General features: G+C 36.5%; 12 protein-coding genes. 7 read left to right on the forward strand and 5 right to left on the reverse strand.

The genetic code is table 11. The features are described from left to right. The 3 genes from F6K54_RS23080 to F6K54_RS23090 form a co-directional block, all read right to left on the reverse strand. Nucleotides 1-1,681 (reverse strand): lipopolysaccharide assembly protein LapB (locus F6K54_RS23080; protein WP_293082487.1); only part of this gene is annotated, 1,681 nt, incomplete at its 3' end. A gap of 179 nt (nt 1,682-1,860) precedes the next feature. Then, the gene (locus F6K54_RS23085) at nt 1,861-2,013 is read right to left on the reverse strand and encodes a hypothetical protein (protein WP_293082490.1); all 153 of its coding nucleotides are present in this window, start codon (nt 2,011-2,013) and stop codon (nt 1,861-1,863) included. A gap of 158 nt (nt 2,014-2,171) precedes the next feature. After that, on the reverse strand, nt 2,172-3,293 hold the full coding sequence (locus F6K54_RS23090; protein ID WP_293082493.1) for a calcium-binding protein: 1,122 nt from the start codon (nt 3,291-3,293) through the stop codon (nt 2,172-2,174). Between the two features lie 1,779 nt (nt 3,294-5,072). Here F6K54_RS23090 and F6K54_RS23095 point away from each other — a divergent pair. Then, the gene (locus F6K54_RS23095; protein WP_293082495.1) at nt 5,073-5,639 is read left to right on the forward strand and encodes a DUF1802 family protein; all 567 of its coding nucleotides are present in this window, start codon (nt 5,073-5,075) and stop codon (nt 5,637-5,639) included. Nucleotides 5,640-6,412: 773 nt separating this feature from the next. After that, entirely contained in the window at nt 6,413-7,015 is a 603-nt protein-coding gene (locus tag F6K54_RS23100) for an alpha/beta fold hydrolase (RefSeq protein ID WP_293082498.1), read from the forward strand. 221 nt (nt 7,016-7,236) lie between these two features. On the opposite strand, the gene F6K54_RS23105 is transcribed toward F6K54_RS23100, so the two are convergent. Next, on the reverse strand, nt 7,237-9,078 hold the full coding sequence (locus F6K54_RS23105) for a serine/threonine-protein kinase (protein ID WP_293082501.1): 1,842 nt from the start codon (nt 9,076-9,078) through the stop codon (nt 7,237-7,239). A 43-nt stretch (nt 9,079-9,121) separates the two neighbouring features. Here F6K54_RS23105 and F6K54_RS23110 point away from each other — a divergent pair, with 43 nt between their 5' ends. From F6K54_RS23110 to F6K54_RS23130, 5 genes are all read left to right on the forward strand, one after another. Further along, nucleotides 9,122-9,250 carry a hypothetical protein gene (locus F6K54_RS23110; protein ID WP_293082504.1) on the forward strand — a complete coding sequence of 43 codons (129 nt, stop codon included), beginning with the start codon at nt 9,122-9,124 and terminating at the stop codon, nt 9,248-9,250. A 162-nt stretch (nt 9,251-9,412) separates the two neighbouring features. Beyond that, nucleotides 9,413-10,138, forward strand: coding sequence for an HAD hydrolase-like protein (locus tag F6K54_RS23115; RefSeq protein ID WP_293082507.1), 726 nt, complete (start codon nt 9,413-9,415; stop codon nt 10,136-10,138). A gap of 329 nt (nt 10,139-10,467) precedes the next feature. Beyond that, nucleotides 10,468-11,607 (forward strand): TIGR03364 family FAD-dependent oxidoreductase, encoded by a 1,140-nt coding sequence (locus F6K54_RS23120; RefSeq protein ID WP_293082509.1) that lies wholly within the window; start codon nt 10,468-10,470, stop codon nt 11,605-11,607. 639 nt (nt 11,608-12,246) lie between these two features. Next, a complete protein-coding gene (locus F6K54_RS23125) occupies nt 12,247-13,698 on the forward strand; it encodes a hypothetical protein (RefSeq protein WP_293082512.1) in 1,452 nt (483 codons plus the stop codon). Between the two features lie 1,566 nt (nt 13,699-15,264). Further along, entirely contained in the window at nt 15,265-16,269 is a 1,005-nt protein-coding gene (locus tag F6K54_RS23130) for an RNA polymerase sigma factor, RpoD/SigA family (RefSeq protein WP_293082515.1), read from the forward strand. A 509-nt stretch (nt 16,270-16,778) separates the two neighbouring features. On the opposite strand, the gene F6K54_RS23135 is transcribed toward F6K54_RS23130, so the two are convergent. Then, the gene (locus tag F6K54_RS23135) at nt 16,779-16,934 is read right to left on the reverse strand and encodes a hypothetical protein (protein ID WP_293082518.1); all 156 of its coding nucleotides are present in this window, start codon (nt 16,932-16,934) and stop codon (nt 16,779-16,781) included. Between the last annotated feature and the right edge of the window lie 321 nt (nt 16,935-17,255).

The following is a 17,255-nucleotide window of genomic DNA, read 5'->3' on the forward strand; positions in this document are numbered from 1 at the left end:
CTATTTCCTTTGAATTTAATATCTCCTCATCTACAGAATATTGATAGTTGGTTGAAATTTCATTCCTCATCCACTCCTGACTTCTTCCTTCTTCCTTTTGACTTTTGACTTTTGAATTTTGAATTCTTCCTTCTTCCTTCTTCCTTCTTCCTTCTTCCTTCTTCCTTCTAACTTCTTGTGCTAAATGTAATTTATCTATTTCCTTTGAATTTAATATCTCCTCATCTACAGAATATTGATAGTTGGTTGAAATTTCATTCCCCATCCACTCCTGACTTCTTCCTTCTTCCTTTTGACTTTTGACTTTTGAGTTTTGAATTCTTCCTTCTTCCTTCTTCCTTCTTCCTTCTTCCTTCTTCCTTCTAACTTCTTGTGCTAAATGTAATTTATCTATTTCCTTTGAATTTAATATCTCCTCATCTACAGAATATTGATAGTTGGTTGAAATTTCATTCCCCATCCACTCCTGACTTCTTCCTTCTTCCTTTTGACTTTTGACTTTTGAATTTTGAATTCTAACTTCTTCTTTTGAGTTTAATATCTCGTCATCTACAGAATATTGATAGTTGGTTGAAATTTCATTCCCCATCCACTCCTGACTTCTTCCTTCTTCCTTTTGACTTTTGACTTTTGAATTTTGAATTCTAACTTCTTCTTTTGAATTTAATATCTCCTCATCTACAGAATATTGATAGTTGGTTGAAGTTTCATTCCCCATCCACTCCTGACTTCTTCCTTCTTCCTTTTGACTTTTGACTTTTGAGTTTTGAATTCTTCCTTCTTCCTTCTTCCTTCTTCCTTCTTCTAGTGTAACTAGAAATCTAGCACAAGCTATTTTTGCTTTTTCTAATTCATCTAATCCTGTTAACAAATCTGCTTTTTCACAATAACTTTCCACAAATAAATTCTGACTAATCACCTTCTGTAAATGGGGTATTGCTGCTGCCAACTTTCCTAATTCCAGAAAAGAAAAAGCACAGTTACTATGAGCAGAAAGATTTTCTGGATACTGCTTGATTATTTCCTGAAAATAACCAATAGCTTCTGAGTGTAAACCTAATTGTTGATAAACTTTTCCGAGGTTATGAATAGCTACTATTAATTGAGGCTCAAGTTCCAGTGCTTGACGATAATTAATAATAGCCTTTTCTACTTTCCCAAGCTCGAAAAATGCTTGACCTTGGTTATTGTAAAGAGAAGCATTATCTGGTTTTAAACTAATAGCTTGTTGAAATATTTCAATAGCTTCAGAAGCTCTACCTTCCTTGATTAAAATATTACCCCAATTACTATAAGCTTGAACTCGAATTAAAATATATTCCGCCTTACCTTGGGATAAATTAATAACTTTTTGATAACTAAAAATTGCTCGTTCTAGTAAACCTTGTTGTTGTAAAACAATACCAATATTATAGTAAGCTTGAATATGCTGTGGATGATGAGCGATCGCTTGTTCATAATGAATATAAGCTGCAGATAAATTTCCCTGATGCTGAAAAGCTATTCCCAAGTTATACTGAACGTAGTCGAGATGTGGCACTAAACTTAATGCTTCCTGGTATAACGATATAGCTGCTTCTAGTTTTCCCTGCTTTTGATATAACAATCCCCTTGAAGCCTTTTCTTCCGCTAACTTCAATACTTTTGAGGATTCGCTGCTTATATTTCGATAGTAGTGCATTGTAATGAGTTTTGAACTTTGAGTTTATATTATCAGGAGTCAGTAAACGTGATTTCCATTCCGGAATACTTTTCAACAGAGACGCTTTGCAAACGTAAACGCGTAATTAGGAGCATTCTGTTAATTGCCTCTATTGACTGCTGACTCAACTATTTACAGCAAAGTACAGAGATTAACAATTAAATATTCTTAGTGCGGGCATCTTGCCCGCCATAGCATCTTGCCCGCCATAGCATCTTGCCCGCCATAGCATCTTGCCCGCCATAGCATCTTGCCCGCCATAGCATCTTGCCCGCCATAGCATCTTGCCCGCCATAGCATCTTGCCCGCAACGGGTGTACCTCACGCTTAATGAAATCTACTGTAATATCAAGTCTCATTAAGAACGCCATAATAAGTTAACCATCTTTAGTCATCTTTAGATGACTTCTGCTGTGAGCCAAGAAATTTATTTCTTGGCTTGGCGGATAACATGACTTGATATAAGTAATTAGATAGTTTCAAAATCATCACCAGTAATATCTAAATTACTGTCTAATTGCAGGAATTGTATAGCATTATTGTTTTCATCAATATAGTACATCAAACCTTGGTCTGAGTCGTATACTAAGTTTGCATCTTGATTTTGATCGAATTCATCAAGAGTAGTAAATTCGTCAGGATTGAAAGTACCACCAGGCCCAATTAACTCATCAAAGCTATTACCATCAAGCTGTATTTTGTCTTCTCCTGGAGTAAAGTCAGTGAGAGTGTCTACTCCAGAGTCTCCAGGAACAAAATTGTTGAGAGTATCGAAACCAAATACCTGAGTACCATCTTGAATAAATGTCTCTGACTCGAAAAACTCAAAATGGAAAATATCTGCTCCTCTACCGCCTTCTAAGAGGTCATTACCTGCACCACCGTCAATGAGATCGTCCCCTTTACCACCGTAAACCATATCATCACCTGTTCCACCAAGCACAGTATCATTACCACGGTTTCCCGAAACCAGATCGTTTCCTTCTTCTCCAAGAACTAAGTCATCATCTCTACCACCATAGACGCTATCATTTCCGGTACCACCTCTAACATTATCAAACCCTTGACCTCCAAAAACTTGGTCATCTCCTTCTTCACCTCTCACCAAGTCATTATCTCTACCTCCAAATACAGTATCATTTCCATCACCACCTCTAACCGTATCAGAACCTCGGTTACCATGAACTTCATCATCGCCCTCTCCACCATCTACCCAATCATCACCTCTTCCTCCGTAGGCCGTATCGTTACCTTCTCCGCCAAATACAGTATCAGACCCCCGGTTACCGTGAAGTTCATCATCGTCCTCTCCACCATCTACCCAATCATCACCTCTTCTTGCAAAGGCCGTATCGCTACCTCCTCCGCCAAATATAGTGTCTTCGCCACCTCCACTGTCAATAAAATTATCTCTATCAATACCTAAGATCGAATCCCTGCCATTAGTACCAGACACAAACTCGTTGTTATTGTCAGGAGATATAACTGTTACAGGAGCGCCAATTTCAGCAGGATCGCTTGGTGGTTGATTAATAATAGGTTCTTCGTTGCCGAAATCTGGAATAATTGGATTAGGAGCAATTTCTGACATAGTATTTTTTCTTTATTTTAATTAACTAAGGTTGATTTTTTGGATTGAAGCAGTAACATTAATTCGACTATAAATTAGGCAAAAAATATAGAATATGTCATTCATTACAGTATATTTACGCAATAATTTAGACATCAAAAATCTCTGCCTCAAATAAAATAAGACAAATATATTTACATATATTTTTTGTTATTGATTAAGCCTGATGTACGATATTTGTGGAGTAGATGTTTGATTCCCTAGCTGACACATTAGGTTAGTCAAATAGGCGTTTAATCATCTTATTTTGTTTCAGTATTTACAAGTCACATTCCGCATTTCATCACTGAATATTTAGAGCATATTTACGAAAGTGGTGTATAAATCTTGTAGATACATTCCCATTCTTTAGTTTTTATCAAAATAATTGAGTATAAAATCCCGCCTTGATTGGTGATCGGGTTTTTGGAGGCTTGCTCAAATCCCCATTACAAAAATAACTTCTGTACGGGTGGTTCGCGAACCACCCCTACTGACTTATGACTTCGTTAACTCCTCACCCCACTTTAAAATGAGGAAAAATATTTTTTCAGTAGATTGACTAAATACTTCTAAAACATCTTCTTATCACTCTTCTAATATTTTTTGCAACTTCCGGATTCAATTTATATAAAAAAAGTCATTTTTCATATTTATTGGACTTTACTGTGGTTTTCACTGATCAGAAAAAATAAGGAAGGAAAAAGATTTAATTTTAAAAAAGTTAAGCAATTAAGCTTAGATCTAGACAGTGGAAAGTTCTTGAAATAACTATTACTAATTAAGGCTTTCAGCGATCTAAAGGTTAAAAACTCTTTATTCAGAATTGTAAGTACTGTAAGGCTTTTACAGTAATACTTTCAGCCTTCAACACAAATTTTTATTGGGAAGAACTTTGTACTCTCCAGTTAGTTTTATAATAAATAATTAGGGATTGCTGATTAAATCTAAAAGCATTAACATATAAAGACTTTAAGCTTTTTGGGGCCTTTAAAAAGTGCGCCTGTTTCAGCTCTTCATGCTCAAAAAGGAGCGTATTTTAGGCGCATAGTTGGGCAGAAAAATCAAGGGACAATTCTTACTTCTACCTCCTCTAAATTCACCGTTCCTCCTGTCTCCTGTCTCCTGTCTTCCCCTCCTGGGAGGGGTTAGGGGTGGGTTGTCTCCTAACCCTACTAAAAGACTTTTTCAGCAAACCCTAATTAATACCAGTTTGATAAATTTTTGCTACGAATCTCTATTCCCTGTTGCCTATAACTAGAGTTTTATAACATTCTTTTTTCAAATTGGTATAACTAGGGCTTGCTGATTAAATCTAAAAGTATTGAGGGTGCATCTCAATGCGTGAATAAAGCCAAAAATTTATGGCTTTTAGGCAACAGGCAACAGGCAACAGGCAACAGGCAACAGGGAATAGGGAATAGGGAATATATAGGAAAAAAGTCTTTTTGCAAATATGAGATGCACCCAGCATTGACATATAAAGACTTTAGCCTTTTTGGGGCCTTTAAAAAGTACCTGTTTTTCAGCTCTTCATGCTCAAAAAGGAGCGTATTTTAGGCGCATAGTTGGGCAGAAAAATCAAGGAACAATTCTTTCTCCTACCTCTTCTAAATTCCCATTTCTCCTGTCTTCCCCTCCTGGGAGGGGTTAGGGGTGGGTTGTCTCCTGTCTCCTGTCTCCTACCCCAGCAAAAAGATTTTCCATACGCAAACCCTAACTAAATTGTATATCCCTATCAATTACTAGAAATAGATAACTATGGAAACTATTACTGCTGCTCTTAAGGAATGGAATATTGCTATTAATGCTTTAGAAAAAGGTCAAACAATTATGTTGTTAAGAAAAGGTGGTATTCGGGAACAGAAAGGTAATTTTACGGTTGCGTATAAACAAGTTTTACTCTATCCAACCTTTGAACATCAACAGCCAGATTTACTTAAACCAGAATATGCAACTCAGGTAAAAGTTGTAGATTCGGGTTGGCATCCTGAGAAAATTAAAATAAGCAGTTTTGCTGAGATTACTCATATTTTGTCAGTCAGTGATGAATCTATCTTAAATAAATTGTTTATCTATCATATTTGGAATGAAAAATTTGTCAGCGATCGCCTAAAATGGAAACCTCAACAACCACTTTATATTTTACTTTTAAGAACTTATAAACTTTCCCAAAACTGTGAGATTTTTTATCGTCGCGAATATGGAGGTTGTCGTTCCTGGATAGAGTTAAATCAAACAATTAGCATGACTAATTCAGTTCCTGTTTTTACTGATGATAATTATCAGAGCTTATCCGCAGAAATTTGTCATATTTTGACCGAATAATTAAGATTTAAAGTCTCTTTTTTTAAGAATAAATAGGGTTTGCTGAAAAAGTCTTCTAGTGAAGCAAGGGAACAGGGAACAGGGAACAGGGAACAGGGAACAGTTTAAACTATCTGCTACAGTCAAATTTTCGGCATTTTCAGGGTCAAAACTTTACCATTTTGAGACAACAATAGCCAAAAACTAGGTACTTTTTTAGTTCTGAAAAAGGCCAATACCAATATCAGTCAATACTTTAAGATTTAATCAGCAAACCCTAAATAAATAAAGAAAAAAATACAGCAGTTCCCAAAGCTATGAGGCACATTTGTTCTTATTCTTTTCTGTTCCCTGTTACCTCAAACCTCAATATTTTGTACCTCATAACAACGGGAGACGCTGTAATTTTCGCCAATCCTCTTCTTTTCAGGACAGGTCATTTTAGTTATCAGTACCTCTGCAATAAGGAGCCTTGAAATACGGAATTATCTTTTTTTTTCTTCCCTATTGCCTAAAACAAAAGTATCCAATATCTCACAACTAAAATCATATTACCATAGTAAATCTTAATCTTAATCTTTGTTTACTCAAACTCCAAATATAAGTTTGTAACTTGATTAGGTGACAAACTTAAGTAGGTAGGCATGAAAAAAACTAAGTATGTAACAAAAAGTAAAGTAGCTCTGAAACCTTTTCCCTTCTGCCTTCTGCCCTCTGCCTTCTGCCTTCATCTAACTACAAATTTTAACACCTATCTACTTACTGTAAGATAATGAAATATTATCAATCAAATTATGAATAGCAATATTAATTCTCAATATATAAATCTGGAAAACGCTCGGATTCATTATCTTGAAACAGGCCCAACAAATTCGGTTAGTGTACTTTTGTTACATGGGGCAAGTTTTAGCGCTCAGACATGGCAAGAAATTGGGACTCTTGAACTTTTAGCTATGACAGGTTATCGAGCAGTTGCTGTAGATATTCCCGGATATGGTCGTTCAAAAAGAACATCAGTTTCTAGCTTAAGTTTTTTACTAGAATTATTAAAGATTTTAAAATTAAATTTTCCAGTCTTAGTATCTCCTTCTATGAGTGGAAGTTATAGCTTACCTTTTGTTATTAATCATAGAGATAAATTAGCAGGTTTTGTAGCAATTGGAACCGTGGGAATTCAACGTTTTCAGAATCAATTAGAAGGAATTAAATTACCCACATTAGCTATTTGGGGAAGTAACGATCGCATAGTACCTGTAGCACAAGCAGACCTGTTAGTAAAACTAATGCCAAATTGTCAAAAAGTTATTTTAACTAATGCTGGTCATGCTTGTTATATGAAAGAAACAGAAGAATTTCACGAACATTTTATAACATTTATTGAAAGTTGTAGAAGTTAGTAATTTACTATTTAGGGAGTAGGGAGTAGGGAGTAGGGAGTAGGGAATAGGGAATAGGGAAGCAGGGAAGCAGGGAAAATTTTTTTGCTCCGCATTTTATTCAATCCTCTTCCTTTTAGGGAGAGGTAATTATCAATTATCCATTATCCATTATCCATTATTGAAATCCTAACTTCTAACTTCTAACTTTTGACTTTTGACTTTTGACTTTTGACTTCTCATTAAGGATGAATGCTACCGTCAGGCATGATGGCACCTTTGAGGTCAGTATCTCGAATATTTGCACTGTCCAATTTAGCACCGCGAAGGTTAACCCCACGCAAATTTGCACCCCGTAAATAGGCTTTGCTGAGATTAGCATTCGTAAGATTCGCACCCCGTAAGTCCGCACCTTCCAGAGAAGCTTCCCTAAGATTAGCATTCTTCAAATAAGCACCCAGTAGATTAGCATTTTCGAGATTACTACCTTCGAGATTAGCACTTTCGAGATCGGCATTCTCTAAATTCACACTGCGATAACCATGACCTTTGTATCCTGCCAGTACAGCATCCTTAAGATTAGCCTGTTTTAACTTAGCACCCTTGAGATTAACACCATCTAACTTAGCATTCTTCAAATTCGCATTTTCGAGATCGGCATTCTCTAACTCAGCACTAAATAAATTTGCCCCCAAGAGATTAGCATTTTTCAGATTAGCGTTTTCTAACTTAGCATAACCAAGGTTAGCTCCCCACAAATTAGTATCTCGAAGATTTGCTTGAGTCAGGTTCACATTCCACAGATTAGCATATCCTAGATTAGCACTCCAGAGGTTAGCAGACTGTAAATTTGCATATCTGAGTTTAGCACCTCTTAAATCAGCATTTGATAAGTTAGCAGATGTCAGGTTAATACCCCCCAAACTTGCTTTCCATAGATCGGCATCTTCAAGGTTAGTATTATTGAGATCGGCACCTTCTAGACTAGCATCTTTGAGGTTAACATCTTTCAAGTTTGCATAAGCTAAATTAACATTGTTTAACTCACACCGAGGACACTGATTTGTTTGCAATAAAACCTGCTGCAAATGCTGCTTTCTGGCATTAGAACGAGATATTTCTTGCTCTATCCGAGAATTTAACCATTTATTTTCACCCCAGGTTGTTAGTGCTGCTATGGTACTAGAAAATGCTATTAGGCACAAACTAATTGTTGCTACCCCAGCAAATATTTTCCTAGTTTTTTTCCTCCCAAATTGCATTGCTTCAGTTTTCATATCTCCTGTATTCTCAATATATTTCAGCATTTGGAGAGCAATCTCAGCATTGGGGAAGCGATATGTTAAATTTGGCTCCAGCATTTTTTCTAGCCAATTAACAAATGCTGGTTCTAGTTTTGGCAACAATTTTTTAAAATTAATTCGATAGCTATCATCAATTAACTTGCCGATTTCACTAGATTTTGTATTAGTTAATAAACAGATTAAAGTTGCACCTAAACTGTATAAGTCTGATGCTTTTGTGAGTTCCCTATTGAACAATTGCTCTGGTGGCATAAACCCTAAAGTGCCTTTGACTGCACTACTAACTGCTACATTACTATACCCACTACGAGCAAATCCAAAATCTACTAGGTAAACTTTTAGTTGAGTAACATTGCGTTCAACTAAGATATTTTCTGGTTTAATATCCCGATGAATAATAGGTGGTACTTGCTGTTGTAGATAAACTAAAACTTCTAATACTGCTTGAGCAATTTGTTTAACTTCCGCTACTGTCCAATGCTGTCTTGGATCAAGAGGGGGGGCATTTTTGTACTCTTGTACTAAACAAAAGCCATTTTCTGTTTCAAATGAATCTAGATAACGCGGAATACTAGGATGATTGATTTGTTGCAGTAATTCAATTTCTCGATGATAACTATCGTATTCTGCCCAATTGGCAAATTGATATTGTTTAGTTACAACAGGTGTTTTTGTCGTAGTATCAGTTGACAAATAAGTAATACGACCCCCATTTGGATTACAACCTAGTTCTTGTTGAACTTGATAACGTTGGTTAAAAAATTCTGGTAGATTCGTCATAATTAGTAATTTTGTTAGATACTTGATACAATTGGACAGAAAATTGAACCTTACATATTGTAGCTTTGAATTAGTAGTTATAACAGAAGGAAGAAGGAAGAGGGAAGAAGGCAGAAGGCAGGAGGCAGAAGGAAGAAGGAAGAAGGAAGAAAGAAAAATTTGGCGTGTCTGAGTTTTAAGCTTTTTATTAGAAATCTCCAAAAATCAATTATTATCCAGAAATTATTAAGTTTCTCCCTATTCCCTATTCCCTATTCCCTATTCCCTATTCCCTATTCCCTCTTTTCTGGAAATATCCATTATAGTGTTGATATTAATTCCAAACAATTTACTTATGTCAAAAGTTAACTTAGTCGTGTTTGATATGGCAGGTACTACTGTCAGAGACCTAAATGAAGTCCAAAATTGTTTTTTAGAAGCTGCTGCAACTACAGGACTTGATGCCAAAGCAGAACGTGTAAATTCAATGATGGGATGGTCAAAAAAATTAGTGTTTGAAACACTTTGGCAAGCACAAATAGGTCAAGAACATCCTGATTATTCCACTAAAGTTGAAACTTCTTTTACTAAATTCAAAGAAATCCTGGAAAATCACTATAAAACTCAGTTTGTAGAGCCAACAAAAGGGTGTTTAGAAATTTTTACTTGGTTGCGATCGCAAAATATAAAAATTGCTTTAACAACTGGATTTTATCGAGAAGTAACTAACATTATCTTACACCGTTTAGGATGGGATAAAAATTTAAATAGTGATTATATTGGAGACAAAGAATCAATTATTCAAGCCTCTATTACTCCCACAGAAATTTATAATAATGAAGGTCGCCCCACACCTTATATGATTCAAAAAGCTATGTACAAACTAGGGATAAAAGACTCACAAACTGTGGTTAAAGTAGGGGATACTCCCTCTGACTTAGAAGCAGGAATTAATGCTAATTGTTTATATACTTTTGGTGTAATAAATGGTACTCATACAAAAGAACAATTAGCACAATACCGCAATGATGGATTACTCAACTCGCTCTTAGAGTTAAAAGAAAAAATGTTTAATAATTAATAATTAATAATTAATAATTAATAATTAATAATTAATAATTACTCTCCTTGAAAAGTATGTCATTCCAGTAGGGTGTGTTAGCGTTAGCGTAACGCACAAAGCCTATATTTATTGTTAGTGCGAATATCATGTCCGGTAGCATCGGAGCGTGTATAAAATTAAGGTGACAATAGAAGAAAACCTTCTGCCTCGCCTTTCAAAGGGGGGTAGGGGGGATACATAGCTGCCTTCCTTCCACCAAAGTTTAATTATTCAACCGGACGTGATATAAGTCCAATCTATCTCAGTAACTTGAGAAACGCTATATTAGAATAAGTAGGAAATAATACATGACTCAAATTCATCAAACAGATGTTATCGTTGTCGGTGCAGGTATCGTTGGTTTAGCTCACGCTTTAGTAGCTGTCAAACGTGGTCTCAAAGTAGTAGTCTTTGAAAGAAACCCTTATGCAGTGGGAGCATCTATTCGTAACTTTGGTATGATTTGGCCAATTGGACAGCCAAAGGGAGAATTACGCGATCGCGCTCTCAAATCAAGAGAAATTTGGTTAGAAGTCGGAGCAAAAGCAGGTTTTCATTTAGATCAATGCGGTTCTCTACATCTTGCCTACCGAGAAGATGAACTACAAGTAATCAAGGAATTCATAGAAACTACAACTCAACAAGAGCAAGAGACATTAGCTTTGCTCACACCCGAACAAGTAGCAGAAAAAACTCCTGCCGTAATTACCGATGGTTTATTAGGAGCATTGTGGAGCGCAACAGAAATAATAGTTGATCCCAGAGAAGCAATCAAAAAAATACCTGGTTTCTTATCAGCAGAATACAATGTTGAGTTCAAATTCGGCACAGTCGTTACAGAAATTTCCCATCCTTATCTCACAGCAGGTGGAGAAAAATGGCAAGCAGACCATATTTTTGTCTGTAGTGGAACTGACTTTGAAACTTTATATCCTGATACTTTTGCCAACAGTGGGATAACAAAAGTTAAATTACAAATGATGCGAACAGTTCCTCAACCTGAAAACTGGCGTGCTGGTGTGTCATTATGTGGCGGCTTAACCTTGACTCATTACACTTCCTTTGCTCACTGCCCATCTTTAGCAGCACTCAAAACCAGAATTGAAAAAGAAACCCCCCATTTTCCTGAGTGGGGAATTCATGTGATGATGTCACAAAATGCAGCAGGTGAATTAATTATTGGTGATTCCCATGAATACGGTTTGAACCCAGAACCTTTTGATCGAGTACAAATCAATCAATATATATTAGATTATTTGAAAAAGTTTGCTCGGGTTCCCAAGTTAGAAATTGCCGAAACTTGGCATGGAGTTTATGCCAAACTTCCAGGTAAAACTGAATTTATCGCTCAACCAGAAACGGGAGTCACAATTATTAATGCCTTGAGTGGAGCAGGAATGACTTTATCCTTTGGTTTAGCAACAGAAGTAGTGGAAAAAATGCTGTAAAAGGAAGAATTCATTAATTGATAATTGATAATGGATAATTGATAATTACCTCTGGTTAAAACCGAGAGGATTGAATATAAGGAGATATTATTTCTTCTCTTGGTCGATTGGATATGGCGCAGGTTTCCTCGCCATCCCTCGACCGCTTTTTTTTTCCCTTAAAAGGGGGAGGCTTTAAACCAGAATTATTTAATTATTAATAATTAATAATTAATAATTCGGTAAGAAGGAAGGAGGAAGAAGGAAAAATCTTACGTTGTCTGATTTTTTATACCATTTATGAATAGTAATGCTATGTTTGATTACCGAAAAATTGTGGTCTAAAGCCTCCCCTTTTAAGGGGATAAAAAGCGGTCGAGAGATGGCGTTTTGCTCCGCAACATATAAAGCGGAGCGGCTCTGTCAAGAGCGGGTCTCCTCGCCATATCTAATCGACCAAGAGAAAGAGCATATTCCTTATTGCAGAAGTACTGACAACTGATAACTAATAACTGATAACTGAAATGACTATTTCCCCATTGAAACCTTTTTAACCATAAATAAGTCCTATAATAATAGTAGCTTCTTAAGTTTAAAAGACTTTGTAAATGCCTAAAAAGCTTGAGAATTCATCAACATAACGTAAAAAAAATATCAACAATGGCAGAAATTTTAGCACTTCAAATTGATTCTAATCAAATTGATATTGTACCAGGATTTACCGTTTCATTATTCGGCACTGTAGGAGCAGCAGATAGTTTTGATTCTTATGATATTACGATCAATGAACCTCAATTATTAGAAGTTAACTTGTTCGATATTATCACCAGTGCTGATGTCTTAATAAATGATAGTAATGGAAATCCTATTCCTGGTGCATCAGGAAGTCAACCACTTTCTACCCCAGAAAATTTTACTATTCCTCTAAATCCTGGTAACTATCAAGTAATAGCATTTCAACCATTTAATGATTTTTCTCTAGGAGGTACAAATTATCAACTTGATTTAGTCTCTATTAGTTCCAACAACCCGCCAGTAAATCCACCAGTAAATCCACCAGTAAATCCACCAGTAAATCCGCCAGTAAATCCTCCTGGTATGACTGATAATAGTAATAATAGTATAAACGCAGCAACTCCTTTAGGCAGTATATTTCCCGAAATACCCATAACTCGCTCGGCGACGATTAATGATTTTGACACTGTAGACTACTATCGCGTTACAGTTGACCAACCTATAGCTTCAGGAGTTGCCTTACAAAATATTACTGGCAATCTTGATGTAGATATATTAGATAGCAATGGTAACTTAATTGCTAGTGGTAACAACCTGGGGTCATCAAATGAGGCATTTCAGGCACCCTTCTTTACCCCCGGCGAATATTTTATCAATGTTTTTCAAACTGCTCCTGGCATTACCAGTAACTATGATTTAACACTGTTTCCAGCAAGTGCAAACATTAGTCCTCCGCCACCCCCTAATCCTCAACCAGTTCCACCAAACCCTCAACCAGTTCCACCAAACCCTCAACCAATACCACCAAACCCTATCCCACAGGCACAAATCATTAGTTTTGATGGACAGATAGATGGAAGTGATGAAGTTGTGAGAAATCGTGAAGACACAAGTTTCATTTTTAAAGAAGATTATCTCTTAAATGCTACACCAGGCACTCCATTAACAATCGATCTGATTGGTATCAATAATGGTTTTGACCCTTTATTAGAAGTTTATCAATTTCCCTCAAATGCTCCTGTGCTTGAGGCTAACCAACAAGCCATTCTAGTTGCAGCTAGCGATAATAGTGGTGGTGGTGTTAATGCTAGAATTGGACCGGGATCGTCATCAGATGTAACAATTATTTCACCAGGAACCAATACTCCCATAAGTGTTCCTGCGGAGTTAACTTTAGCACCAGAGTTTCAATATCTGTTGCGTCTGACTTATACAGAGCTACCTATTATTCCGATTGGAGGTTTTTCCTTAAATGCAAGTGTCCCTGATGGTTTTATTAGTCTTGCTCCAGTCAGATTAGGAGTTACTGTAGCCGATCCAATTGTGGCAGGAGATCTGCCAATCAATCAGTTTTCTGATGGAGGAAGCTTTTTCTAACTACTTATAAAAGAAGCAAGAAAGAAGAAGGAAGAAGTGGGAAGTATTTTTTAAGCTTTTTCCCTTATGTCTTCCTTCTACCTCCTGACTCCTTTTATAGCAGAAGGAAGAAGGAAGAAGGAAGAAGTGGAAAGTATTTTTTAAGCTTTTTCCCTTATGTCTTCCCTCTACCTCCTGACTCCTGACTCCTGACCAAAAAATAAGGTCTCAAGCCTCCTCTTGGCTGCGCCGCGAGCTACCGCTCTACAAGGGAATGAAAAAGCGGTCGTTTTGCTACGCAACATGAAAAGCGTAGCTTCCCGTAGGGTGGGATGGCGAGGAAACCTGCGCCATATCCATGAGACTAAGAGAAAATCAAGTTCAATATTTCAATTCACTTTACTTCAGGTAGAGAGAGGTACTGATAACTGATAACTGAAATGACTCCTGGCAAAAAAAACTGAATCGCCGACAAAGATATGATTAGGGGTTCTACAGAGCTAAGAGGGCATAAAAAAGTTAACTCAATAATTTATTTTTTGTGATTGATGCAAAAATCAGCTTTTCATGTTACACTGTAATACATAATTAGATAAAACTAAAAAAATCTATAGTTTTTAGGTGGTATAGCACTACGCAAATTAGGTGAGGAAGTTTATAAATGCTCAAACTTAGTTAGGGATTACTTTTAACTTTTAAATTTTGACTTTTGACTTTTGACTTTTAAATTTTAAACTTTGACTTTTAAATTTTGACTTTTGACTTGTATATGTGATTGGCTTTTGTCAAATGCTGAGAATAGTTCGGTTATCTCTCTGTTCTGAGAGTTGCCTCTTAGCAGCTAGTTGAGCCATTATCAATGTATAGGAAGTAAATCGAAGAATAATTTTACCAAAGTTTTGCGGAAATAGTGACAGAGAGATTGTAGTTAATCTAATGTGCTAGCAGTTTTAAGGACAAATTAAAATTTCTACCTACAGGATGAATATTCCGCCTTTAAATTTAGTCTAGATTTGTATTACAAAAAAGAAAGGCGGACTCATACTGAGTTTACTTTAGAAATAAAGCATAATTATTATCAATGTAAAAAATGTAAAAATCAGATTTATCTTATAAGTCCATTGAGTCAAAGAAAAAAAGTTCCAACTTTGACATCCTCCCGACGCTGCACTTGCGTGACAGCGCGGGATTCCTAACCATCGCTGATTAGGTCTTTCTGCTGCCTCTTGCAGAGGAGCTGCGCTAACAATGCACCAGCCTCCAAGGTCGAACCTCTTTTCGGTCTTACGGTCGCTCCACACACTGACACTGCTAGTCCAGCAGCCAAATTTTAAGTCTAACATACTATTGACAAAACCTCAAAATTGATTGGTTTTCCCATACGACGCTCCCCTAATAGCTGCCGCTAGGCTCCGCCAACGGGAGAGCGCGGGTCTTCAACCAACGTTGAGATAAAATTTTCACCACTTGATGGCATTTGTGTCGGGATGGGAAAGCTGATTCTCATGTAGCTGTATCTTAAATTATTCCTATTGTAGGAACACACAACAACTACTGCGATATTTGAAATAAGGAGTTTATGAAAAAATGTCAACACTAAATCAACAAAAGAAAACTCAAAAGACAAACAAATTAACTGCTAGCTCCTACTCCTCAATGGATACAGTTCGTACTTATCTACATGAGATTGGCCGTGTACCACTTCTGACTCGCGAGGAAGAAATTGTGTATGGCAAGAAAGTTAAGTACATGATGGAACTTTTGGAGTCAAAGGAAAAATTAGAAGAAAAGCTAGACAAAGCAGCAACTCAGCAAGAATGGGCAGAATATGTACAGCTAAGTGAAGAAGCGCTAAACCAAATAATTAAGCATGGTCGCCGTGCCAAGCAAAAAATGATTGAAGCTAATCTTCGTTTGGTAGTAGCGATCGCTAAAAAGTACCAAAAACGAAATATGGAATTCTTGGATCTGATTCAAGAAGGTACTTTAGGTTTAGAGCGAGGAGTAGAAAAATTTGACCCCATGCGAGGTTACAAATTCTCTACTTATGCTTACTGGTGGATACGTCAAGCAATTACCAGAGCGATCGCACAACAAGCTCGTACTATTCGCTTACCTATTCACATTACTGAAAAACTCAACAAAATCAAAAGAGTTCAGAGAGAACTAATTCAGAGTTTGGGTCGTAACCCAACTCCTTCTGAGATTGCTCAAGCTTTAGAACTAGAACCTTCTCAAATTAGAGAATATCTCTTGATGGCCCGCCATCCTATATCGTTGGATTTACGAGTAGGAGATAATCAGGACACCGAACTGCAAGAACTTTTAGAGGACGAAGCATCTTCTCCAGATGACTATATTACTCGTGAGTTGTTGCGCCAAGACTTAAATACTCTACTAGGAGAACTGACAGATCAACAACGTAATGTATTAAGATTACGTTTTGGCCTTGAGGATGGTAAAGAAATGTCCTTGGCTAAAGTAGGAGAGAGACTACAACTAAGTCGCGAGCGAGTCCGTCAACTAGAACATCAAGCTCTGGCCCATTTGCGTCGTCGTCAAGCTAAGGTACGGGAATATGTCGCTAGTTAGTGCAGCTATGCGAAAGTTAAAAGTCCTAGGGGCGAATGGCATTTGCTGAGGCAAAGCTGCCGCTTTATATGTTGCGGAGCAAAACGCCTGTACAAAAGTCAAAAGTATTGATTGGTAAGGCTTTTAGGATTTTGTAACTGGTCAGTCCCTCTATTGTCAATACTAAATTTTTATCGTTCCTTGTAGAGATAGTTATTTTTAATAACTGCCTCCACAAGGATTTTTTTTTGATTTCTTATGTAGATTTATTTAAGAATTTAGAATTTAGAATTTAGAATTTAGAATTTAGAATTTAGAATTCTACCATTTTGAAAAAATAATTTTACGAATAATAAGCACCATAAAAAGACTTTCAGATAAATTCTGTTTCACGAAAAAGGTGATTTGCCACATCAAAAATGGTATTAAATCTATCCATTATGCATTCTAAATTTAGAATTTAAAATTATAATAAATACCCTAGTGCAGGATGGCAGAAATAACTAACCAGTTACAAAATCCGAAAAGCCTTACCAATCAATACTTTTGACTTTTGACTTTTGAATGCATGATTTCCGCGTAGCGGCACTAGCTATTTGTAGCAAACATTTATCAAATTGGTATAACAATAACTTTTTTAGGACTTCTTCTGACTCTGTAATATTAATTTTTAGTATTCCAGACATAGATGTTTAATATTATGCGATCGCTCCTAATCATTTGTAACATTCTTTTTTCAAAATGGTATAACAGGGAACAGGCGGGAGTTTCAGTAAAATTAGACAATGCCAGATTTTACCTTCTTCCTTCTTCCTTCTTCCGAAGCAAAACTTAGGACAGATCAAAAACTTATTTTAGGGAACAGGGAACAGGGAACAGGGAACAGGGAACAGGCGGGAGTTTCAGTAAAATTAGACAATGCCAGATTTTACCTTCTTCCTTCTTCCTTCTTCCTTCTTCCTTCTTCACTTTGAGAAACTAACACAAATTGTTAAAACAATAGCTTT

It is taken from the genome of Okeania sp. SIO3B5 (assembly GCF_010692555.1).
GTDB lineage: Bacteria > Cyanobacteriota > Cyanobacteriia > Cyanobacteriales > Microcoleaceae > Okeania.